Raw genomic sequence first — 22,302 nt, forward strand, 5'->3', positions numbered from 1 at the left:
AACAGGATGTTTTATCATGCACAACTGGGCGCCAGCGCGTTTGCACGCAACCGGCAAATCTGCCGGCTCAGGCAGGAAGGGCTCCTATCATTGGGCGGCAACCGCCGACTGAAAATATACGGACTCCTCTCCTGCCACTCCGGCAAAAGAATGCATACTACCAACCGCGTATTTTTTTCAGGGGAAGAAGAAGCGGTCACACAGGGTTATCGCCCCTGCGGGCATTGCATGCCGGCAGCCTACCGCGAGTGGAAAACCGGCAAGATTAACTGGTTTTCCGGTAGTTCCAGATAGCCCAGCTGTTAAGCACCACCGCGAAAATGACGAGAAACAGGAACTCGCGCTGCACATCGGCAAAACCGCTGCCTTTGAGCACGACCATGCGCACCACTTTCACAAAATGGGTGACCGGCGTCAGGAAAGCAATGTCCTGTGCCCACCCAGGCATACTGTCCACGGCCGTAAACAGTCCACTCATCAACATAAAAATCATCACAAAAAAGAAAGCGACAAACATAGCCTGTAACTGGTTATCGGTATAGGTAGATACCAACAGACCGAAACCCAGCATAGCCACCAGGTATACAGCGGCAAACAGGTACAGCAACACAAAGCTGCCTACCGGCCAAATGCCATATACCACCCATTCTACCGTCAGCGCCAGTGTAAAGACTACCAGGCCCATTATCCAGAAAGGGATGAGCTTACCTAAAATAAACTGCCATTTTTTTATCGGCGTTACGTTGATCTGTTCAATGGTACCCATCTCTTTCTCTCTTACAATATTCAATGCAGAGAGGAAGCCGGCAATCAATGTCAGCAGCAACACCATCACAGCCGGTACCACATAAAAACGGTACTCCGCCAGGGGATTATACCAGTTGGAATACGTGATGTTAATATTCACACCCATACCCGGCGCCTTTTTCCCTCGTTCATTTAACCGGATATGCCGGTTAAAATCAGCGATGACGGCCATCAGGTAACTGCCGCCCAGCGCCGCTTTGGTACCGTTGATGGCATCCACGGAAACGCCTACATGCTGTTCGCCTTCCCGTACCAGGTTCCGTTCAAACCCTGGCGGAATCTCCAGCACCACATCGGCCTGCTCTCTTTCTATATATTCCAACGCCTGCCGGAAAGAAGGTGCCGCCGCCACGATGCGGAAATAACCGGAAGAACCTATTTTATGGATCAGTTGCTGCGACCAGGTGCTGTGATCATTATCCACCACCGCCAGGTTCACATTTTTCACATCAAAGTTCATGGCCAGCGGCAGGATGATCAACTGCACCGTCGGCATCACCAGCATCATGGCCAGGATCGTCTTGTCACGGAAAATCTGGCGAAACTCTTTTTTCAGGATGAAACGCAGCACACTCATGACAGACGGATTTTAAAGTTCTTCAAAGCGATAGAAAGTGCTACCAGCGTCATGCCCAGCAATACCGCCATTTCTTTCCAGATATAGGAGAAACCCAGGCCTTTCAGCATCACCGCCTTGATGATCAGGAAATACCAGCGGGATGGCACCGCGTTAGCAATCATCCGGAATATCCAGGGCATGTTTTCCAGCGGAAACATAAAGCCGGTAAAAATCAGCGTGGGTATCATCATGCCCATCATCGACAGCAGCAGGGCTGTCTGTTGTGAATTGGTGACATTGGAGATCATCAATCCGATGGACAGGCAAGCGATGATAAACAGCGTGCTCACCAAAAACAATAACAGGATACTTCCTTTGATTTCCACATCCAGCACAAATACCGCCATCACCAGTATCAGCGTGAAATTAGCCAGCGACAGCGCCAGGTAAGGCACTGCCTTCGCCAGCAACACCAGTAAAGGTTTGAACGGCGACACCAGCAATATTTCCATGGTGCCCAACTCCTTTTCGCGCACTACCGCTACGGATGTCAACGCGGTACAGACCAACATCAGCACCAGCGCCATCACGCCGGGGATAAAATTCAGCGACCCGTTTCCTTCTTCGTTATACAGCATCCGTTGCTCGGGAATAATGCGATAAGGCAGTTGTCCGCCGGCGCTGGTTTCCTGTTGGTAGGCCGTCAGGATAGCGGTGAGATAATTGACCACCGTCTTAGCCATATTGGGATCAGAGCCGTCTGTAATGATCTGTACCGGCGCCTCGCCGGTATGTTGTAAGTCGTTGCCGAAACCATTGGGGAAAATCAACGCACATTTGGCGGAACCTTTTTTAAAGGCGATCGTTACTTCATCATAGTTCAGTGCCGATTCGTCTACAATAAAGTAGGAAGATGATTTTATCTTGTTGATGATCTGTGCAGAATTCACATCCCTGGCCTGATCGATAACGGTGAGGGTTATATTTTTCACCTCACTGGTAAGGGCAAAACCAAAGAGTACAATTTGTACTACCGGCAAACCGAACATGATCAGCAGGGTACGTTTGTCCCTGAATACATGATAAAACTCTTTCCGGATAAATACCAGCAACTGTTTCATAACATCGTTTTAATCGGCCGATCTTTTGGCGCCACGGGCCAGTTGATAAAACACTTCATCCATAGAAGCCGCCTGGTACCTGGCTTTCAGGTTACCCGGCGTATCCAGTGCTTCTACTTTTCCATCTACCATCACGGTTATACGATTACAATATTCTGCTTCGTCCATGTAGTGGGTCGTCACAAATACAGTGATACCCGTTGCCGCTGCTTCATAAATCATATCCCAGAACTGCCGGCGGGTAATGGGATCCACGCCTCCGGTAGGTTCATCCAGGAATACGATCTGCGGATCATGGAAAATAGCCACGGAAAAAGCCAGCTTCTGTTTCCAGCCTAACGGCAAGGAACGTACGAGTTTACGCGCTTCCTGTGTCAGTCCCAGTTTATTCACCAGCCGGTCGCTGCGCCTGCGGATTTCTGCGGACGATAAACCGTACACCCCGCCAAAAAATTCTATGTTCTCTACCACCGTCAGGTTTTCATACAGGGAGAACTTCTGGCTCATATACCCGATATTCTTTTTGATGGATTCCTGCTGTTTGTAAACATCAAATCCTGCTACGGTGGCCTTACCTGAAGTAGGAAACGAGAGTCCGCAAAGAATACGCATGGCGGTTGTTTTTCCGGCGCCGTTAGCGCCGAGGAAACCGAATATCTCCCCCTTCCTCACGTCAAAGGATATATGATTAACCGCGATAAAGTCGCCGAATCGTTTGGTCAGTTCTTCACATATGATCACCTTATCATTCATGGTTGTGCGTTTTGTTTTTCCTGCATCAGGCGAATGAAACTGTCTTCAATAGAAGGCGATATTATTTTTACTTCCACCTGCTCATGCCCTTGTGCCGCCAGGGTTTGCTGCCAGGCCTGTAAATCGTGCGCCGCCTCGTCCCGGAAAGTAACATGCACATATTCCCCGAAAGCATAACAACTGCTGATGCTGTTATCCCCGCGCAGGCTTGTCAGCAGCCGGTAGATATCAGCTGCTTTCACCGCATAGAGTTTCACCGGGAAAGCTGCTACCACCTTGGCAGGCGTGTCAACAGACATGATCCTGCCATCCTGTATCAGCGCAATTCTTTCGCACAGTACTGCTTCGTCCATATAGGGCGTAGATACCACAATGGTAATGCCCTGTTGTTTCAGCGTCTTCAACATTTCCCAGAACTCCTTGCGGGACACGGCATCTACGCCGGTGGTAGGCTCATCCAGGAACAGCACTTCCGGTTTGTGTACCAGCGCACAGCACAGGGCCAGCTTCTGTTTCATACCGCCGGACAACTTACCGGCACGGCGGCCGCTAAAGGGTTTAATCTGTTCATAGATATCTTTGATCAGGCTGTAATTGGCTTCTATGGTGGTACCGAAGAGGGTGGCGAAGAAGTGCAGGTTTTCCGCCACGGTGAGGTCCTGGTAGAGCGAAAAACGGCCGGGCATATATCCTACGCTACGACGGATAGCTTTGTAATCTTTCACGCAATCCAATCCGTTCACGGCAGCGTGGCCTTTGTCGGGCAACAGTAAGGTAGTAAGGATACGGAAGATAGACGTTTTACCCGCGCCATCCGGACCAATCAGCCCAAACAGCTCTCCTGCCGCGACCTGCAGCGATACGTCATCTACCGCCAGCACCTTGCCGGCATCGTATGTTTTGGTTATATGGTCCAGCACTACTGCATTCATGATACTATGGTTGATGGATCAACATTTCACCATACATGCCTATTTTCAGATAACCATCATTTTTCACCCTTACCTTGATCGCATATACGAGATTGGCTCTTTCATTTTTAGTCTGAATGGTCTTGGGCGTGAATTCCGATTTATCCGATATCCAGGTGAGTACGCCCGAATAGGTTTTGTAGCCCTTGTTTCCCTGGTCTATCCGTACCGCTACTGTTTGTCCCAGTTTGATTTTCGGTAACGTAACACCCGTGACGTATGCTTTCAGGTACAACGTATCGATGTCCGCGATTTTATACAATGGTTTACCGACGGAAGCCATTTCCCCCCGCAGGGCGTAACGGGACAGCACTACGCCGGTCACCGGGTTAACGACCTGTCCTTTGCGGACCTGTTCCGCGTATTGTGCCATCGACTTTTCCAGCGGTCCCTGTTCCGCCAGGATAGAGCGGTTCTGCGTAGCGATATTGGCATTATACAGGTTACGTTGTTGCCGGGTAACGTTCAGTTGTTTTTCCAGCTGATCTACCTGTGCATTCATATCATCCAGTTGTTTTTGGGTGGCAGCGTCGCTTTTCACGAGGTTCTCCGTTCTTTTTCGTTCGCGGTACAACTGTTGCAGTTGCGCTTCCTGTACCAGCAGCTGACGTTCTACCAGCAAGGCCTGGGGTTGCGGATTATTGGTTTTGTCGTGCAGCGCCCGGATAGATGCCTGCACCTGTTGCTGTTGCAGGGCGGGAATGGTGACATCGATCTGGCCCACGACTTGCCCGGCATTGAGTTTATCGCCTTCATTCACCGGGAAAGAAAGTATTTCCCCATTCTGCTGTGCAGATACGATCACTTCATCAGCTTCGAAATTGCCGGAGGCATCGTATGCCGGTTTGCCGTCTCCGCAGGCACTGGTCATCATCACGGCGGCTGCTATCCAAATGAGATGTTGTTTCATGTTGCAAGAAATTAATCAGTTCCCGGAAGTGTTTTTATAGTTGTATTGTGCCTGTAATAGTTGTATCTGATGCAGGATGCGGGTTTGTTTGGCGAGGTTTTCCGCGTTGACCTGCGAGATGTATTCATGTACGGTGATAACGCCATTGTCCAGCTGGGCCCTGGACGATTCCAGCACGGCCGAACGCAGCCGGATGGCTTCCTCGTCCTGCTGCATAAGGATAGCGTACTTATCCACATCCTGCTGCTGTTGTTGCATGGTGAGCGTGGTGTTCAGCAGGAAAGTTTCCTTATTCACGTCAACGGTTGTACGATTAATATCCAGCATGCGGCGGTTGTTCTTAAGGGAGTAAAGGCTGCCGAGCGACCAGTTAAGCCGCAGGCCCGCCATCCACCAGCCGCCGAAGTTGTTATTCACAATATTGAGGGTGGGTCGTCCGTAAGCCCCCTGCAGAAAAGCATTCAGTTTGGGGAGATAGGCTGATCTCAACTGCCGTTCCTGTACATCGTAGGCTTTCCGCTGGTAATCATATAAGCTCAGTTCCGGGCGATGGATATCTTCCGCCGGTGGGGCAACATCCGGGTATGCCAGCACGGTACTATCTCCCAAAGGCTGATGGATAAAGGTGCCCAGCATTTTCAGATAGGCTTTACGGTTAGCCCGGAATTCGGTGGTGTTCATATCTGCATTCACAATTTCAGCCTGTAGTTCGGCCACATTGCTCCTATAGGCGACACCGTTAGCCAGGGCGGCTTTCATTTTATCGGCCGCATTCTGCAGGTTATCACGCCGCAGGGCGTTCTGCCGGAGTTGTGCCTCCATGAGGAGCACGGCAAAATAGAGTTGGGTAATCCGGTCGCGGATGGCGTAGAGGTTCACTTCCAGGCTTTGTTGCTGCACCTTTTCATTCGCGCGGCTGGCCTCCTGTTGATACCTGGCAACGCCGCCATCGAAGATTTGCTGCGATAGCTCAGCCTGAATGCGGTATTGGTCCTTACTGAACTCCGGTACATGCAGACCGGGAATAGTGGCTGGTAACACATCTGCGAAGTTGATGACGTCCGATTGGTAAGTGGCCTGTCCTGATACCGCGAGTTGTGGCAGGTACAGTTTACCGGCGTTGGCAACGGTATAGCGACTGGTGCGGGCTATCAGGTCATACTGTTTGATCAGCGGATAGTTCTGCCTGGCCAATGTATAACAGGTCTCCAGCGTCAGGACGGGTTGTTGTGCCTGCGCGGCGAGCCCGCCCCACATCATGATACCATACAGCAGTTTACATACTTTCATGATGCACGATTCGGTTTGAAATATTGTTTAAAAAAACTGTTCAATCCATCTGCAAAAAAAGGGGTATTACCCCAGCATGCCTTTCAGCCATAACGGAATCAGCTTTCTCCGTTCATTCATCAACGTTACAAACTCGTTGTCTTTCACCAGTTCGTTGCGCTCCAGTAATGGCCTCGCCAGAAAGGGCATCACCACCATACCAATCACATTCATCATAATATGCACCGGGTGTACGGAGAGTTTCCCAGCTGCTTTCAGCTCATACAGCTGCCGGAACAAATGCGATTTAAACAGTGTGTTCTGTTGTGCATAACGGGTAAACATATCATCCCCCGCAATGATTTCATTGACCAGGAACAGCGGAAAATCGGGGTTTTCCAGCAGCAGGTCGATATAATAGTTGATCGCTTTAGTGATCTTTTCCGGGATATCCAGTTGCTCGTCATTAAAAATGGTCGCAATTTCAAACACCAGCTTTTGCACGGCTTCTGCCATCACCACTTCAAACAACTTCTCTTTACTTCGGAAATAATAGTTCACCAGCGACAGATTAATATCCGCCTCCGCGGCAATATCACGCACTTTGGTAGCGGCAAAGCCCTTGCGTGTAAATACTATCCGCGCTGCTGCCAGTATTTTTTCTTCTGTGCTGGCATCCTGTTCTTTTTTTCCTGTAGCCATATGCCGATTTTAATCTAAAGGTAGCGTAATATCCGGTAATTGAACAACTTTTTTAAACAACTTTTCAAATTTTTTAAATATAGGCCATGGCAGGGGTTTAAGAGGACAACTTGGGGAAAGATGGATTTGCGGGGATGGATTGATGGGGATGGATTGATGGGGATGGATTGATGGGGATGGATACACGAAACCCAGGGCTGAAGCCCTGGGCTAATATGTTTTACGGGTATCTTAAAGCAACCAAGTGCATATTTACTGGGGAACATTCTTTTTAGACACTATCTCATAAACTGTGTAAATCATAAAAATCGGGGTGTTTCACTTCGATTTTTTAATTTTAAAAGAAATAAATGGGTCAATTCTTAAAAAGGTCTAACAAAGTTTCAAGGGCATCCGGTCCATGTAGTGTTTCTGTTTGTCCAAGCGTCATCTGAGTAGTTTCAAATGCACGCTTTCTCATCCGTTGTTCATAAGCAGCAATTGCATCTCGTGCCTCTACATACTCACTATTGGTCAGGCATTCGCTTAGCTCTAAAGCATCTAACATGGCCATGTTGACCCCTTCTCCTGCATATGGCGGCATTACATGTGCAGCATCACCAATGATCGTAATATCGGATTGGGTTTCCCAGGTTTGATGTAACGGCATATAATACTGAGGTCGGGGTATAAATTGGGTATGGTCATTAGTAAAAAGCTCTTCCCAAATCTTATCCCAGTTCTTGTAGGTTTCTTTAAACCACTCCAGCAACTGACGATGATCATTGAAGTTTATTCCACACTCTTTTACCCAAGACTCATCTACTTTACAGCCGGTGTAAAAAGAAAGACTGCCATCACCTTTAGCACTAGTTACCAACGTCTTATTGTCACCCAATGCAAAAACTTTACCCCCTTGGGTTAGCTCCCAAAGCCTCGGCGCATTTTGTGCGGCATCGTATACCGTACCTTCAATCATAGTTACCCCCGAATAAACAGGTACAATGTCAGTTACGAATTTTCTAATCTTTGAATTGGCCCCGTCTGCCCCGATCACCAAATCTGCACTTACCTGGGTTCCGTCCTCAAATTGTAGCATCCACAAACCATTTACTTTGGAAATGGAAACAATGTGGCAGTTCCAGACTACAGTATCCGGGTCAAGAGAATCTAATAAGATATTACGTAAAGGCCCTCTATCTATTTCCGGGCGAAAATATGCTTCTCCAAAATCTTGTCCCTTCCCTTGCTCATGCTGGTCATAACGTATCTGAGCAGTCTTATCTGTAACACGCATCAAATCAGCTCCAGGCCGATAATTTTCCCTAAAAGCATCCATAAGCCCTCCTTGCTCTAAGGCCTTTAAGCCCGAGTCGTCATGCAGGTCAAGTGTAGATCCTTGCACACGCACTTTCCTATCCTTATCTCTTTCATACACCTTAACTGTAGCCCCGTTGATTTGTAAAAGTCTTGCCAGAGTCAGCCCCCCAGGGCCACCACCTATAATTGCTATTTTCTTATTGGTTATACTCATTTTTATGATTTTAAGAACATTATATAAATTAAAGCATAGCAACGAATGAATTAATTTGCTCAACAACGAATAAAGGTTGTTCTATTTGTGGGAAATGACCAGCATCGGGAACAATTTTGAATTGCACCCCCTGTATCTGGTCCCTGAAATATTTTCCATAATCAGGTAACGCAATACGGTCACTGGCCCCCCATAAAAGAGTACCGGCAACCTCAAACCCTTCAACCACAATTTTAGAGATGGATTGGTCATGTAAGATGCCCCGCTGTATACTGATATTGCCATTGATAAGGTACCGGATAGTAATGATACGTTAGACAAATTTTTATTTTCCATAAGTTCAATGACAATTTTAAAACGCTACAACATCCATTTACTTAATTATGATTATAACCGTAAAAAACAATCATAATTCAAAAGTAAATAAACATTTACTTACTAACAAATTCTTTGTAAATTTGATTTTTACAACCCAACGGATTGGACGTATATCCATATATTCGCCAATGCCAACAAATCAAGGATAAAAAAACAACATGAGGAACCGTGACCTGCAAAAGGAAGATGCCATAAAGAAGACAGCTTTAAAGATGATCGCAGAAGAAGGGCTGGAAAACTTGACTATGCAAAAATTAGCCAGAGCAGCAAATATATCTCCACGCACCATCTATCTCAAATACGAAAACAAAGAAGATTTGCTGGTTAAATTATTTATTGAAGAAGTACTGGGTAGTTATGAAAAGAATGTGGTCATGAATTTTGACTCCTCAATGGATTTTAAAGAAGGACTGCGGGTTCTATGGACAAATTTGTTTAAGTATTTCATTGCAAACCATCATGCTTTTTGCCTGATGCAATACGGAAAGATATCACCGTTGCTCAACAGAGCTTTTTTGGAACGTGATATAAAAGAAGGAGATTATTTTACTGAAGTACATACTTTCTTGAATAAACAAATTAAAAAAGGTGTGATCAAATCATTTTCGATAGGGATATACCGTAGTCTGTTGTTCGCGCCTGTAATGGAGTTGGTATCAGAACATTTTGACCACCTTGACCGCTCTTCAAAATTGGTTACCCCAGAGGTATTTGAAGCTTGCTTGCAAGCTGTTATTGATGGGGTTCTGTTAAAAAAAGACACTATCTCATAAACTGTGTAAATCATAAAAATCGGGGTGTTTCACTTCGATTTTTTAATTTTAAAAGATATACAGTTTTATGAAGACAGAAGATTTTTATCAGACGACTTTCTGAAGCAGTTTAAAACGGTCGATCAGCTAAATATTATGCTGCCCCTACCAGACAGGCAGCAATGGCTGCTCTTGAAGCCCTGGATATTAAGTGGAGTACAAAGTATGCATACGCCATAAAAAGTTGGCGCGAAAACAGGGAAGACCTCACTGTCTTTTTTGACTTCCCCATGGAGATCAGACAAATCATCTACACGACCAATCTCATTGAAAATATCAATGGTAAAATTAGAAAATATACCAAAAACAAACTATCCTTCCTCACTGACGAAGCTGTCCTTAAATCAGTATACCTGGCTTTGCGGGAAGTATCAAAAAAATGGACCATGCCCATTAGAAACTGGGGGCATGGTCCTAAATCAGTTTTTAACTATTTTTGATAAAAGAGTGAGAATCTAATTACCAATCTGATTCCCAGATTTTTAAGTTTACACACTTAAATGAAATAGTCCCTCTTTTTGCAATTAGATCAGTATTACAGATGTATTCATTTCGACAACATACCCTTGCATGAAGCCATACACCATCAATAGGGCACCTGTAAAACATCTTAGCCCAGGGGACCGAGTGCATCCCCCTCGTGGCGTATTTACGTCCGTTTCTTCTCCTCTTCATTACCCGTTCCCCTAACTTCCCGTTTGCGGGTAGATTGCCCCAGTTTATAACTCACGGAAAGTCTGATATGCCGGTTCACCTGGAAATGAGTAAACGTCTGCGGAATATAATTCACCTCCGAGCGCACAATACTGGCGCTGGAACGGAACAGATCCGCCCCGTTGAGGGAAATGCTCATACGTTTTTGCAGGCAGAGCGCTTTCACCCCGAGGTCCATGTTATAATAGGTATTGGATTTCCCGTTATGGTCTACTTCCGGGAACTGGCACCAGAAATTGAGCGCCACCATCCAGGTTTTGTCTTTATTAAGCGCGATATTGTTATTGGTAGACAGGTAGACGCTCATCCCATCAATATCGGGAATATTAGGCAGGGCGCTGCGTGCTGCTGTATGATAACCGCTTACCTGGTTAATGCTTTCCAGCCAGGGCAATGGTTGCAGGTTAGCGCTCACAGACAGTCCATAACGATAGATCTGCAGGAAATTGACCGGCGTGGTATATACGGTATGATCATCCGGCGTAGCGATGGTAATGCGGTTAAAACCGTTGTTGGTAATATTCAGGAAAGCAGCAGCGGTGTAACGCTCGCGCCAGTGGTGCGACAGCTCAAAGTTGCTATTGTATTCCGGCTGCAGATAAGGATTTCCTTCCAGGTAGCTATAGGCCGTAGTGAGTGATTTATACGGATTCAGGTCCCAAAATACCGGCCGGTTGATACGTTTACCGAAAGTAAAATCCAGGTGATTATCATTCGCATAATTCCATGCGGCGGAGAAAGAAGGGAACAGTTTTACATAGTTGTTGTTCATGGACTTGTTCTGCACATGTGATACGCCTTTGGTTTGGGTGGCCTCCATACGCAGTCCTGCATTCAGTTTCCACTTCCCGGCTTCTTTGGAAGCGCTGGCGTAAACCGACTGCGTGTTTTCCGTATAGTCGTATTCGTTACTTAGATTCTTATCGTATTCCATTTCTCCGGCGAGATTCCTATAATAGAATACATTGCTGTAGTTATCAATAAAGCTCAGTTTTCCACCGAAGGCGTAGTTGGCAAAGGCCGTTGGTATTTGCAGGTCTGCCTTCAGGGTATAGATATTGATTGCTTGTTTATTGGTATCAAAGTATTTGGTGGTACCATTGGCGATGGCATTTCCTTTGGCATCATATCGCTGGCTGATGAAATCAGATTGGTCGGTACGGTAATAATTAAAGTAGTCCGCATCAACTGACAGTTGTTTTCCGCTGGAATCCAGTTTCGTTACCAGGTGCAGGTTTAAGCCTGTACTCCAGGCCACCGGCTGATAGGTGGCAAATGTGCGCAACAGGGAGTCCAGCTGACCATGATTGTTGTACACCGGGTTATTCACATGATCGTCTCCGAGGTAAACGGTACGGGCGCCGCTGTAATTAAACCCGATAGTAGTACGGTTGCTGATCTTATAATCGGCTCCCAGCACCAGGTTGAGGTTACGTATCTTATAATTGCCGGTATCGGTCTGTGACCAGCGCTGGTTCGGATACTGTAAATCAATGCCGAAACCTTCCAGGAAGCGGCCGTGCTCATAGTTCAGGTTACCATACAGCGACCATTTGGCCGTATTATAGCTGAAGTTGCCGCCAGCGGCCAAGGTACCGTAATTAGAAACGCCATACAGCGGTTTGAAGCCATAATCCGACAATTTGCCGCTGGCCTGTATTTCCCCGCTGAAACCCTGGTTTCTGTCGCGGCGGGTTACAATATTGATCAGGCCGGCATTACCGTCAGCATCATAAGCCGCAGAGGGATTGGTAATCACTTCTATCCTCGCAATTTCCCCGGCCGACATAGATTTGAGATACCGCTGCAGGTCCTCCCCTGCCAGCGGGATAATGCGGCCATTGACCATCACCTTCACGGCGCCTTTGCCGGCAATACCGATCAGGTTGTCCGTCACTCTTAGTCCCGGTACCCTAGCCATTACTTCCAGTCCATTAGCCCCGGCAGCGCTCACGCTGCTGGTCACATTATAAATAACACGATCTGTTTTCCGTTCTACCAGCGCTTTCTGTCGTACAATCGATATCTCCGACAGCTGACGTACCGCGGGCGGCGGCAAGGTATCCCTTTGTTGGGCATGCACACCCAACGATGTCATCAACAAAAGATCTGTGAACAGAAAAACGGGCAATAGGTTTTTAGATATACGCATGGTTGAATAAATGGTTATAGAAGAAAGCGGTGGCTAAAGATATAAAAGTTATATAACTTGCTACCCGTAATGTGAATTTCAACCAGTCAAGGAATAAGGAAACTCGCCATGAATATTGCGCACGAACTCAAAAAGATCTTACCGGATAATCGTATCAAGTCCAGGTATATTGACATTATTTCATTCGCCTCCGACGCAGGCTTCTATCACCTGGTGCCGCAGGCGGTAGTGCAGCCCATCGGCGAAGCGGAGATCGTAGCCTTGTTCCGTTTTTCGCAGCAATACCGTATTCCGCTGGTATTCCGTACCGGCGGCACCAGTCTCTCCGGCCAATCAATTACCGACGGTATCCTGGTAGACCTCAGCCAGTACTGGAATAAGATACAGATAGAAGAAAACGGGCAGGCCGTTCGTGTGCAGCCAGGCATCACCGGCGCTATGGTGAATACCTACCTGAAAAAATATGCCCGTAAGATAGGTCCGGACCCTTCCAGCATCAACTCCGCCATGATGGGCGGTATCCTGTCCAACAACTCCAGCGGTATGTGCTGTGGCGTGGCGCTCAACTCTTACCATACCACCCGTTACATCCGGTTTATACTGCCGGATGGCAATACCTTCAGTACCGAACATAAAAACGATTACGCCCGTTTTGAGATGGAATGTGCGCCGTTGTTCGTCAGCCTTACCAGCTTCCGCGACCAGATAGCCGCCGACCCCGCCTTACACGATCGTATCCGTTATAAATACCAGACAAAGAATACCGTAGGTTATGCGCTCAACGCCTTCATCGACTATCATCATCCGCTGGACATCATGGCCCACCTGCTGATAGGCGCTGAAGGAACCCTGGCATTTATCGCCGAAGCAGTGATGGACACGGTTCCTGATTATGCGTACAAATCCACCGCCCTGCTGTATTTCCCCACTATCTACGCCGCCTGCCAGGCCATCGTACCGCTGACCAACGCCGGCGCGCTGATGGTGGAACTGATGGACCGCGCTTCGCTGCGTGCGGTAGAAGACATGGACGGTATGCCCGCCATCGTAAAAACCTTACCGGAAACCGCCGCTGCCCTGCTGATAGAGTTCCAGGAACCCAATCAGGCAAATCTCGATACCCGTGTCAGCGATTTCATGGCTTCCGCTTCCAGCCTGGATATGTCCGAGCCGCCGGTATTCACCGTCGATCCGGCTGAACAGGCCTTCTTCTGGAAAATCCGTAAAGGGCTGTTCCCCGCTGTAGGCGCTGTACGCGCCAGCGGTACCACTGTTATCCTAGAAGACATCGCTTTCCCGGTGGACAAGCTCGGCGACGCTATCCTGGACTTACAAAAACTCTTTGCACAATACAAATATGATAATGCCATCATCTTCGGTCATGCGAAAGATGGTAATATCCACTTTGTAGTCACCCAGTCGTTCAACACGCCCGATGAAGTAACCCGCTACGAACTTTTCATGCAGGACGTAGTAGCCCTGGTAGTTAAAAAATACGACGGCACCCTCAAAGCAGAACATGGCACCGGTCGTAATATGGCGCCCTTTGTGGAAACAGAATGGGGAGGCGAGGCTTATGAGATCATGAAAAAAGTGAAAGAAGCCGCCGATCCGCACAACCTCCTCAACCCCGGCGTGATCATCAATCCCGATGCCCGCGCCCACCTGAAGCACCTGAAGGAACTGCCAACCGTTGAAGAAGAAGTGGACCGCTGTATTGAATGTGGCTACTGCGAACATAAATGCCCCAGCCGTGATATTACCACCACACCCCGCAGAAGGATCGTGATCCGGCGGGCACTCAAACAACTGGAGAAAAACGGCGACAAAGCCAACTACAAAGTATTGCTGAACCAATACCAATACGACGGCCTCGAAACCTGCGCAGTAGACGGACTCTGTGCCACCGCCTGTCCCGTAGATATCAACACCGGCGATCTTATCAAGCGGCTTCGCCGGGAGAACCACTCCAAAACAGCTAACAGCATAGCTCTCCAGGTCGCCAAACATTTTAAGACAGTGGAATGGGCCGCCAGGACCGCTATCAAGACCGGCACCGGTGTCAATAAACTATTCGGTAAACATACCATGACAGCCCTCACCAAGGGTATCCGTAAAATTATTCCGGCAGTGCCGATCTGGTCGGAGCAGCTGCAACCCGCGCCAAATCTTGATATATTAAAAGCGCGGCAGCCGGCCGATGCTTCCATCGTCTACTTCCCCGCCTGCATCTCCCGTATGCTGGGCACTTACGAAGGAAAATCCAAAAACCTGATGGAGACTTTCCTCAGCGTTTGCGGGAAAGCCGGTATCGGTGTAGTGGTACCCGATAACCTCAGCGGTACCTGCTGCAGCCAGATCTTCTCTTCCAAAGGATATAAAGACGCTTATCAGCATACCGCCAACCACATCGTGGAAAAGCTATGGAACGACACCCGTCAGGCTGCCTTGCCGGTAGTCATCGATGTAAGCTCCTGCGCTTATACACTGCACCATATCCGTCCCTCGCTCAGCGACGCCAACAAACAGAAATTCGATCAACTGCGTATACTCGATGCCGTGGATTTCCTCCACGACTTTGTACTACCGAAAGTCACCGCTGTACATAAGAAAAAAAGTATTGCGCTGCACCCGGTATGTTCATTGGAGAAAATGAAGACAGGGCATAAGTTTGTGCGCGTAGCACAATTTTTTGCAGAAGAAGTGATCGTGCCTAAATACGCCGGTTGCTGCGGTATGGCCGGCGACCGCGGATTCCTTTTCCCCGAACTAACCGCCTCGGCTACACGCCCGGAATCGCTGGAAGTAAAAACAGCAGAGCACGATGGATATTATTCTTCCACCAAAACCTGCGAGATAGCCATGTCGGCAGCGGTGAAGAAAAATTATGAATCCGTGTTGTACCTGGTGGATGAAGGATTGTAAAGAAGTTGAAAGCGGGGGTCTCAAAAATAAAGTGCCCCGCTGCTGCCCCGTGCTACAGATAATTCATACCTTGGTATCAATATCTTAAAGGCTCTTTCATCATGAATACCCAAACACTCCAAATAAAGGTATCTCCGGAAACAGGGCTTGTTTCAGCAAAGTATATCACCCCTGATCAGCCCGGATGTATCTTCACGCTGGCTCATGGCGCAGGCGCGGGCATGGATCATATCTTTATGGAAACACTCGCCAATGCCCTTGCCGGCGTGGGCATTGCTACCTTACGATTTAATTTCCCCTTTGCGGAGCACAGGAAAGGCCGGCCGGATTCGCCTGCTGTAGCGCATGCTACTATTGCCGCGGCGATCGCGAAAGCGCAGGAACTGCAACCCAAACTGCCACTGTTTGTCTCCGGTAAGTCTTTTGGCGGCAGGATGAGCTCTCAATACCTCGCCGCGCACCCCGACAGCCCCGCGAAAGGTATCGTCTTTTACGGCTTTCCTTTGCATCCCTCCGGCAAGCCTGCTATAGAACGGGCAGACCACCTGAAAACATTGAAAATCCCCCTGCTCTTTTTACAAGGCAGTAAAGACACACTCGCCACCTGGGATCTGATCGAATCCGTTTGTGCATCCCTGAAGAAAGCCACCCTTGTCAGGTTGGAAGGGGCAGATCACTCCTTCAAAGCGGGAAAAAATGATGTAATGTCACTGCTGGTAAAAGAAACAGAGAAGTGGGTACAGAAAATAATCAAATAGTTATACTATAAATCCTAAATGCTGAACTATGATTCATACATCCTATGAGGGTAGTATCCCTGCTATTTACAATGAGTACCTCGCTCCTGTTCTTTTTGACCATTATGCCCAGCACCTGGCAGCATATGTGGGCGCCATCCGTCCGGAACGTTTGCTGGAAATAGGCTGTGGCACCGGCATTGCTACCAGGCGCATAGTAGATGCTATTCCGGAGAACACGGAATACATAGTAACAGATCTTATCCCTGACATGCTTGATTTTGCGAAGGCACATACCAATGGCAGCAGGCCCCTCAACTGGCAGTTGGCAGATGTTACCGCCCTACCGTTTGATGACAAAAGTTTCGACACGGTCATTTCGCAGTTATCGGTAATGTTCTTTGACCGGCCCAAAGCATTCCGTGAAGTATGCAGGGTGTTGCAACCTGGTGGTCATTTTATTTTCAGCACCTGGGACAAACCCGTACATAATCCCTTGCTGCAGCTGGTACTGGATGCCGTGGAACAGCACCTGTCCCCCGAAACCACCGCATTCTACCGCTTGTTGTTTGCTTATAATGATCTTAATATAATTGAAAGCGAGACGGAACAGGCGGGATTTTCCGGCCTGCGTATCGAAAAAGTAAAACGGGAGGGATACAGTCCTACAGCACATCATATCGCTAAAGGCCTGATCTACGGTGGCCCCATGATTACTACCATCAACGAAATTAATCCCGCCCTCGCGGAGCCTATTGTGGCATCTATTGAAAAGAATATTGCCGGCGTATACGGCGAAAAGGAGCTGCATTTCCCCTTACAGGCATTGGTCGTTACGGCGGTGAAGTAATGATAGGAAAAGGAGCTGCCTCAAAGGTAATTGGAGGCAGCTCCCATGAAGCTAATCGTGTTTCTCCAAAATAAAAATATCTTCTACTTTTTTGCCGAATACCTTCGCTATCTTGAGGGCCAATATGGTGGAAGGCACGTATTTATTGGCCTCCATCGCATTGATGGTTTGACGGCTCACAGCAATTCTATTCGCTAATTCCTCCTGTGTTATATTGATAATCGCACGTTCCACTCTGATATTATTTTTCATCTGGCACCAGTTTAGTATTTCTGTATAAAAGATAATTGAACCTTATGATAAAGAAAATGAGCACCGTAAACATATTGTAAATCATGATGCCCAGGAAGTCCAACCCGTACACGAAAATAAACGCAAAAGCCAGTAAGACATAATTCACCAATACCGCCCACAGCAAAGAGGATAGTCGCAGGTTGGCAATAAATTCATCCTCCTTTTTTTGTTTCGAAAACACCACCAACATCAGCCCTATCAGTATTAATAAACCTGTAACTGTGTTGGGGATCTCTGTATTCTCCACTATAAACTTAAATCCTTTTAGCGAGTCCGGGAATTGAAGTTTCAGCACCGGGAGACTGGGCCATGAGGAGGTAGTAGATTCAGGGTTACTTTGCCAATAAATGTGCAACCCAAGTCCGATTAATAGGACAATCCAGCCTATTTTCTTGCATATGTTCGGTAGTAACAGTTTTTGCTTCATAGATATAATGTTTTTATGAATGTAAAGTATATTTTACATAATGACAAATATTTTTTACTAAATGTAAAGTAAACGCAACTATAGTGACAATTTTTTTGTTCTTTCTGGTGACGAAAAAAGCGAATGACTGAATACATTCTATTCTTTCACAGTCCGATAAAAACGAGGATGGAAGATACTGTACATTTCCGCATGTCATATTTCAATTCCTTTATGGTCCGATTAAAACTCACCGATGAACAGGGAAGGTATTTGGATCGATAGATTTCAATTCCTTTATGGTCCGATTAAAACAATAAACTGGGAACGGGCTGCGGCCCATGGTGTGACATTTCAATTCCTTCATGGTACAGTTAAGGTAAAACAATACAAATTTCAAGTCCTTAGTGATACGATTAATCAGTCGGGGGTATTATACTAACCCATAAACTTTCAAGTCCTTATAGTACGATTATAATTATTGGGGCAAACAATCGTGGTCGCCCAATTTCCGTTCCCTTATGGTCAAGTTTAAACCAATTGCGGATATTCGTGGACCGGGTAAGTATAAGACGTCTCAATTTCCTGTACTCCGACAAAATGGCTTTACACCATTCCTTTTTGATTTCAAATTCCCCTTTCAATTCCCTTTTGGTCCAATTAAAATTGTTAAGATATGTACTAAACATATCCTACTTCTGTATTAAGGCGTTACAGTGATTACATCTTTAGCACAACAATGCTTTCATGATGAAAACGATGCAGGTAAAAACAAAGCGGCCCCTCATCCCGTTCCACCTCATATAATCCCGGCAGCGACACCATAGCAGGGCTATCCCAGTGAACGGCCACAAACATTCCGATACGTGTAGCCGTTCTTCCACCGCCAATGGTATCATTATCACGATACGCTTCCGCCAGCTGCGCCAGTCGCCCACCAACCTGCAACTGCGGCGCAAAAGGCAGTAAACAACCTGAAAGAACACCTTGCGCGACAGGGCGCGCTGCTACTTCCCTTACAGATTGAATACACAACAAATCCTGGGAACGTCCCAGCGATGGGGTTCCAACCGGAGAATCGAAAAACGCCGCCCAATCCAGGCGGTCCAGCCATAGCGTAAGTGTAGGCTTCACATGAAATTCACGTATATACACATCCGTTCCCTTGGGATGCGGTTTCAATTGCTTGCCATCAAAAGCGAGCCTGTCCCGCGTTTCCAGGTCTTTAGCGGTATTATCAAAAGAATAGTGAAAACCTACCGCCACTTCTCCCGGCTCTACCATTCTGCCTATACAACAACCGATCAGGCCCAGCAACAGGGAATAAGTGGGTACCGGTAAACAAATAGCGCCGCCGGATAATACAAACGGCATACGGGGAGTGGCCGTCCAGCCGGAAAAACTGACCTCCAGCAGGTTCTTCATTGCAGGTGGTTTAGCGTAAACTGATGCACTATCTCCAGCGGTGAATCGATCACAAAACCATCTCCCAATAACTTCGTCGCTTCTTCTGCTTCCCGATGCAGGTAACCGGTACGCATCCCGATATACACCGGGGTAGCTAATTTATGCCGGTAATCCCGTACAATTTGCCGCAAGGTTTCCAGGTTAATGGCTGGTCGCCCGCCCTGACTGCCGAAAATATTATTGAACACAGGATTAGCGGATGCCATCCCTGCCAGTATCAATATCTTAGGGGATACATCGGCGCCGAATGCGGCTTGTTTGGCGCCGCCGCGCAGATACCCCAGTCCTTTCAGCAAACCCGCAGCCCTGGTATTACGCGTCAGCGCAGCATCTTTCAGTTCGTAACGTTTAAACTTATCATACAGACTGCTTTCCTTTAAACTGCTTTTATATTTTTCTACCAGTGAGGAAGATAATTCCTTCCGGCTACCGATATTATCGTATATGCCTAACCGGGAAAATTCCAGGTTAAAAAAACCTTCCAGGTGGGTAGCATAAAATTCGGTGGAATAAGGCAATGGCGTACCATCTTTCAGATGAACAAAGGCTTCATCCACCGAGGTAGCGCTAAGATCACGCAGCCCTTTTAACACAGAGGTTTTAAAGGGAGATGTACGCTGGATCGTCTCTTCCTTCCCCTTGCCACTCCTCATATAGCCAAAGAGATCATCTTCCGGGAAATCAATAGGATTCAGCTCGGTAGCGATTTTACTGGTGCTGCCTTTTTCAGATTCCTTGATCCCTCTCAGCTCACTGGGAGTCCATCCGTTTTCTTCATTGGCAGTATCCCGTAACCAGCGCCGCCAGGCCTGTGCAGACACATAGGGAGTCTTTTCATTACGGCCGTCAATTCTTTCTTTAAATGTTTTAGGGATCACTTTGTTTTTATCTTCACCACTACTCAATCCCGCTCCATTCAAAAAAGCAGCCGTAGCATCGATTAACAATGCCCCGGTAATGTTGTTTAAGTTCTTCATGATAATACTGATTCAGATAGATGATGATGATACCCTTTCAATAAACTTAATTTCAGGGCCACCGCAGCAAATAATACGGAGAAATCGCCTTCCGGGCTATATAACAGGTCTACAGACCATTTTCGGTTATGTCCGTCGTTCTTCAGCCAGTCATTGGTCCTGCCAGTCATCTCATAAAATGTATACATAAACGGACTACTCTCCAACGGGATACTCATCACGGTACGGAGGTATTTGTTCAGCGGTAATGCATCAGTTTCGGGGTGACTGTACACATCATAAAAGTAGGCCTGATAGTCTGCGGCAAAATCCGCGATCTGCTGTAACCATTTACGGACAGGCAATGGCGGGTAATTTTCCGGCAATGGCAACGTACTCACCGGAAAGGTTTCCTGTATAGGCTGATTAAAAAATATCCGTAACAAATCATTCAGCGCGGCTTTTACAAATGTATATTTCCGGGGATCTGTCAGTACATAATATACGTGCTCCACACACACTTCCGGCCGTTCAAAGGCACGGCATAAAAGTTTGTTATATCCCACCTGCATATACCGCTGTGGATCTGACAGATCGGCTATGATGCGGTAGGATAACTCATCCTGTTGTATCAGTCCAATCAACCAGTTACAGACCATGCTCACCGGCGACGTATTACCTTCCGGTATGGGAGGCATTCGTTCCCGGCGGACACCCTGCTGATAATAAAAATGGATACAGCGATACATGCTGTAACTAATTCCTTTTATTGGCATTTCCTGCAAACCTGGCAGCTGCAGGTGATGCGCCAGGCTCCATCTGCCGGCCTGTGTCGCTTTTATCAGTACCGCCTGCAAGTCGCTCCGGTAGTCTTTTTGCCTCCAGGCATCCGTCTTGTTCAGATACGTTTCAAAGCTATTGCTTTTAAATTCGCGGATCAGTGAGGCGATGTACCGGGCGTAAGGCAGCATCGCATCATCTCCGACGATACGCATATACGTTTCAAAAAACGCGATAGACACGCCCTTGTGATTCACCTGTTTCTTCCCCACACCAAATACGTTAGGATATAACAGGCCCCATTCCTGGTTGTCTTCCAGCGCTTCCAGGAAACTTCTGTTAATAGCCTCCGTCCTGAGTATCTTTTCCAGCTCTCTTCTTATCTGTACTGCATTCAGTTGGTACAACCTACGGAGAAGGCTACACGGTACCCGGTCAATCTGGCAACTGGCGCCGGTTCCGGAGTTGGAAAAGCTCCACAGATTAAGGTCAGCATAAATATCGGAGGCTTTTTCCTTTTCTTCCAACAGTTTTAATATCTCTGCCATATAGTGCCCTTTGGAATACGATACATTGGGAACCTCTTCCGCAGTGGATATCTGCTCTATCCGGGCCGTCATCTCCTGGTAGTTCATGGCTACGTAGGTACGTGCCAGTTGGAAGTCTGAGGAATCCATCAACAATATCCCTCCTCTGTACAACAGCGAAGAAAAAGGCAAAAACTGCAACAACGCAATACACACCGGATGTACTTTTACCATGTACTTCGCCTGTGGCAGCGCCTGGGCATCGGAACCCAGACTGCCAATCAACGGTATCCATACCCGGTTGACCGACAAATCCCTGCCGGCTATTTCCTTCTCGCTCACGCCTATACGTTCCAGTGCGGCAAGGTATACTTCTTCAAAGGAGCGGTTAAACCGAAGTCCCGACAGTTCACAAACCTGGCTGCCTTCGTATTCCACACTTCGTACAATTTCCCGGAACAGCGCGTCATATACCTCGCCATCATCCGGATAATATAAAGGCCCGTTAATGGTAAACAGCATGGAATAGTTCTTCAGCCGCCGGTTGACAGCAGGCAACTTTTTTTCTTCATACAGCCGCAGTAAAACAGCCGGGGTAATACCGGTAACATCCCGTAATTGCGCCATTGCTTCTACGGTCATCAACGACGCGTTGAGCAACGCATTCCCGGTATAGGAATGAAAAATCCCTTTCATGAT

20 protein-coding genes are annotated in these 22,302 nt (G+C 47.4%); 6 read left to right on the plus strand and 14 right to left on the minus strand.

What is annotated here, in order from left to right; all coding sequences use genetic code 11:
* The first annotated feature begins 6 nt into the window (after nucleotides 1-6).
* Complete coding sequence (locus ICL07_RS17375) at nucleotides 7-294, plus strand: Ada metal-binding domain-containing protein (RefSeq protein ID WP_188089295.1); 288 nt, start codon at nucleotides 7-9, stop codon at nucleotides 292-294.
* On the opposite strand, the gene ICL07_RS17380 is transcribed toward ICL07_RS17375, so the two are convergent.
* The 8 genes from ICL07_RS17380 to ICL07_RS17415 all read right to left on the minus strand — a co-directional run bounded on the left by ICL07_RS17380 (nucleotide 266) and on the right by ICL07_RS17415 (nucleotide 8,605).
* Entirely contained in the window at nucleotides 266-1,384 is a 1,119-nt protein-coding gene (locus tag ICL07_RS17380; protein WP_188089296.1) for an ABC transporter permease, read from the minus strand. The two genes, ICL07_RS17375 and ICL07_RS17380, sit on opposite strands and share 29 nt — an antisense overlap.
* Nucleotides 1,381-2,487, minus strand: coding sequence for an ABC transporter permease (locus tag ICL07_RS17385; protein WP_188089297.1), 1,107 nt, complete (start codon nucleotides 2,485-2,487; stop codon nucleotides 1,381-1,383). The genes ICL07_RS17380 and ICL07_RS17385 overlap by 4 nt, the downstream gene beginning before the upstream one ends.
* Before the next feature lie 9 nt (nucleotides 2,488-2,496).
* Nucleotides 2,497-3,240: an ABC transporter ATP-binding protein gene (locus ICL07_RS17390; protein WP_188089298.1), complete on the minus strand. Its 744-nt coding sequence runs from the start codon at nucleotides 3,238-3,240 to the stop codon at nucleotides 2,497-2,499.
* Nucleotides 3,237-4,172 (minus strand): ABC transporter ATP-binding protein, encoded by a 936-nt coding sequence (locus ICL07_RS17395; protein WP_188089299.1) that lies wholly within the window; start codon nucleotides 4,170-4,172, stop codon nucleotides 3,237-3,239. The genes ICL07_RS17390 and ICL07_RS17395 overlap by 4 nt, the downstream gene beginning before the upstream one ends.
* 4 nt (nucleotides 4,173-4,176) lie before the next feature.
* Nucleotides 4,177-5,121 (minus strand): HlyD family secretion protein, encoded by a 945-nt coding sequence (locus ICL07_RS17400; protein WP_188089300.1) that lies wholly within the window; start codon nucleotides 5,119-5,121, stop codon nucleotides 4,177-4,179.
* Nucleotides 5,122-5,136: 15 nt separating this feature from the next.
* The gene (locus tag ICL07_RS17405; RefSeq protein ID WP_246485084.1) at nucleotides 5,137-6,411 is read right to left on the minus strand and encodes a TolC family protein; all 1,275 of its coding nucleotides are present in this window, start codon (nucleotides 6,409-6,411) and stop codon (nucleotides 5,137-5,139) included.
* Between the two features lie 66 nt (nucleotides 6,412-6,477).
* Complete coding sequence (locus tag ICL07_RS17410) at nucleotides 6,478-7,092, minus strand: TetR/AcrR family transcriptional regulator (RefSeq protein WP_188089301.1); 615 nt, start codon at nucleotides 7,090-7,092, stop codon at nucleotides 6,478-6,480.
* 355 nt (nucleotides 7,093-7,447) lie between these two features.
* A complete protein-coding gene (locus ICL07_RS17415) occupies nucleotides 7,448-8,605 on the minus strand; it encodes an FAD-dependent oxidoreductase (RefSeq protein WP_188089302.1) in 1,158 nt (385 codons plus the stop codon).
* A gap of 536 nt (nucleotides 8,606-9,141) precedes the next feature.
* On the opposite strand from ICL07_RS17415, the gene ICL07_RS17425 reads away from it, so the two are divergent.
* Together ICL07_RS17425 and ICL07_RS17430 are read left to right on the plus strand one after the other, a co-directional pair.
* Complete coding sequence (locus tag ICL07_RS17425; protein WP_188089304.1) at nucleotides 9,142-9,756, plus strand: TetR/AcrR family transcriptional regulator; 615 nt, start codon at nucleotides 9,142-9,144, stop codon at nucleotides 9,754-9,756.
* 161 nt (nucleotides 9,757-9,917) lie between these two features.
* Nucleotides 9,918-10,235: a transposase gene (locus ICL07_RS17430; protein ID WP_425490621.1), complete on the plus strand. Its 318-nt coding sequence runs from the start codon at nucleotides 9,918-9,920 to the stop codon at nucleotides 10,233-10,235.
* A gap of 209 nt (nucleotides 10,236-10,444) precedes the next feature.
* Here ICL07_RS17430 and ICL07_RS17435 read toward each other — a convergent pair whose 3' ends face one another.
* On the minus strand, nucleotides 10,445-12,661 hold the full coding sequence (locus tag ICL07_RS17435; protein ID WP_188089305.1) for an outer membrane beta-barrel family protein: 2,217 nt from the start codon (nucleotides 12,659-12,661) through the stop codon (nucleotides 10,445-10,447).
* 108 nt (nucleotides 12,662-12,769) lie between these two features.
* Between ICL07_RS17435 and ICL07_RS17440 the strand changes: the two genes are divergently transcribed.
* The 3 genes from ICL07_RS17440 to ICL07_RS17450 all read left to right on the plus strand — a co-directional run bounded on the left by ICL07_RS17440 (nucleotide 12,770) and on the right by ICL07_RS17450 (nucleotide 17,173).
* Nucleotides 12,770-15,586 (plus strand): FAD-binding and (Fe-S)-binding domain-containing protein, encoded by a 2,817-nt coding sequence (locus ICL07_RS17440; RefSeq protein WP_188089306.1) that lies wholly within the window; start codon nucleotides 12,770-12,772, stop codon nucleotides 15,584-15,586.
* 101 nt (nucleotides 15,587-15,687) lie between these two features.
* Nucleotides 15,688-16,344: an alpha/beta hydrolase family protein gene (locus ICL07_RS17445; protein WP_188089307.1), complete on the plus strand. Its 657-nt coding sequence runs from the start codon at nucleotides 15,688-15,690 to the stop codon at nucleotides 16,342-16,344.
* A gap of 28 nt (nucleotides 16,345-16,372) precedes the next feature.
* A complete protein-coding gene (locus ICL07_RS17450) occupies nucleotides 16,373-17,173 on the plus strand; it encodes a class I SAM-dependent methyltransferase (protein ID WP_188089308.1) in 801 nt (266 codons plus the stop codon).
* 51 nt (nucleotides 17,174-17,224) lie between these two features.
* Here ICL07_RS17450 and ICL07_RS17455 read toward each other — a convergent pair whose 3' ends face one another.
* From ICL07_RS17455 to ICL07_RS17475, 5 genes are all read right to left on the minus strand, one after another.
* Nucleotides 17,225-17,407 (minus strand): helix-turn-helix transcriptional regulator, encoded by a 183-nt coding sequence (locus ICL07_RS17455; RefSeq protein WP_425490622.1) that lies wholly within the window; start codon nucleotides 17,405-17,407, stop codon nucleotides 17,225-17,227.
* A 7-nt stretch (nucleotides 17,408-17,414) separates the two neighbouring features.
* Entirely contained in the window at nucleotides 17,415-17,894 is a 480-nt protein-coding gene (locus ICL07_RS17460) for a hypothetical protein (RefSeq protein WP_188089310.1), read from the minus strand.
* 699 nt (nucleotides 17,895-18,593) lie between these two features.
* Nucleotides 18,594-19,298, minus strand: coding sequence for a Cas5 family CRISPR-associated protein (locus tag ICL07_RS17465; RefSeq protein ID WP_188089311.1), 705 nt, complete (start codon nucleotides 19,296-19,298; stop codon nucleotides 18,594-18,596).
* Entirely contained in the window at nucleotides 19,295-20,317 is a 1,023-nt protein-coding gene (gene cas7i / locus ICL07_RS17470; protein ID WP_188089312.1) for a type I-B CRISPR-associated protein Cas7/Cst2/DevR, read from the minus strand. The genes ICL07_RS17465 and cas7i overlap by 4 nt, the downstream gene beginning before the upstream one ends.
* Entirely contained in the window at nucleotides 20,314-22,299 is a 1,986-nt protein-coding gene (locus ICL07_RS17475) for a hypothetical protein (protein ID WP_188089313.1), read from the minus strand. The genes cas7i and ICL07_RS17475 overlap by 4 nt, the downstream gene beginning before the upstream one ends.
* Between the last annotated feature and the right edge of the window lie 3 nt (nucleotides 22,300-22,302).

It is taken from the genome of Chitinophaga qingshengii, from assembly GCF_014529935.1.
In the GTDB taxonomy this organism is placed as follows: Bacteria; Bacteroidota; Bacteroidia; order Chitinophagales; family Chitinophagaceae; genus Chitinophaga; species Chitinophaga qingshengii.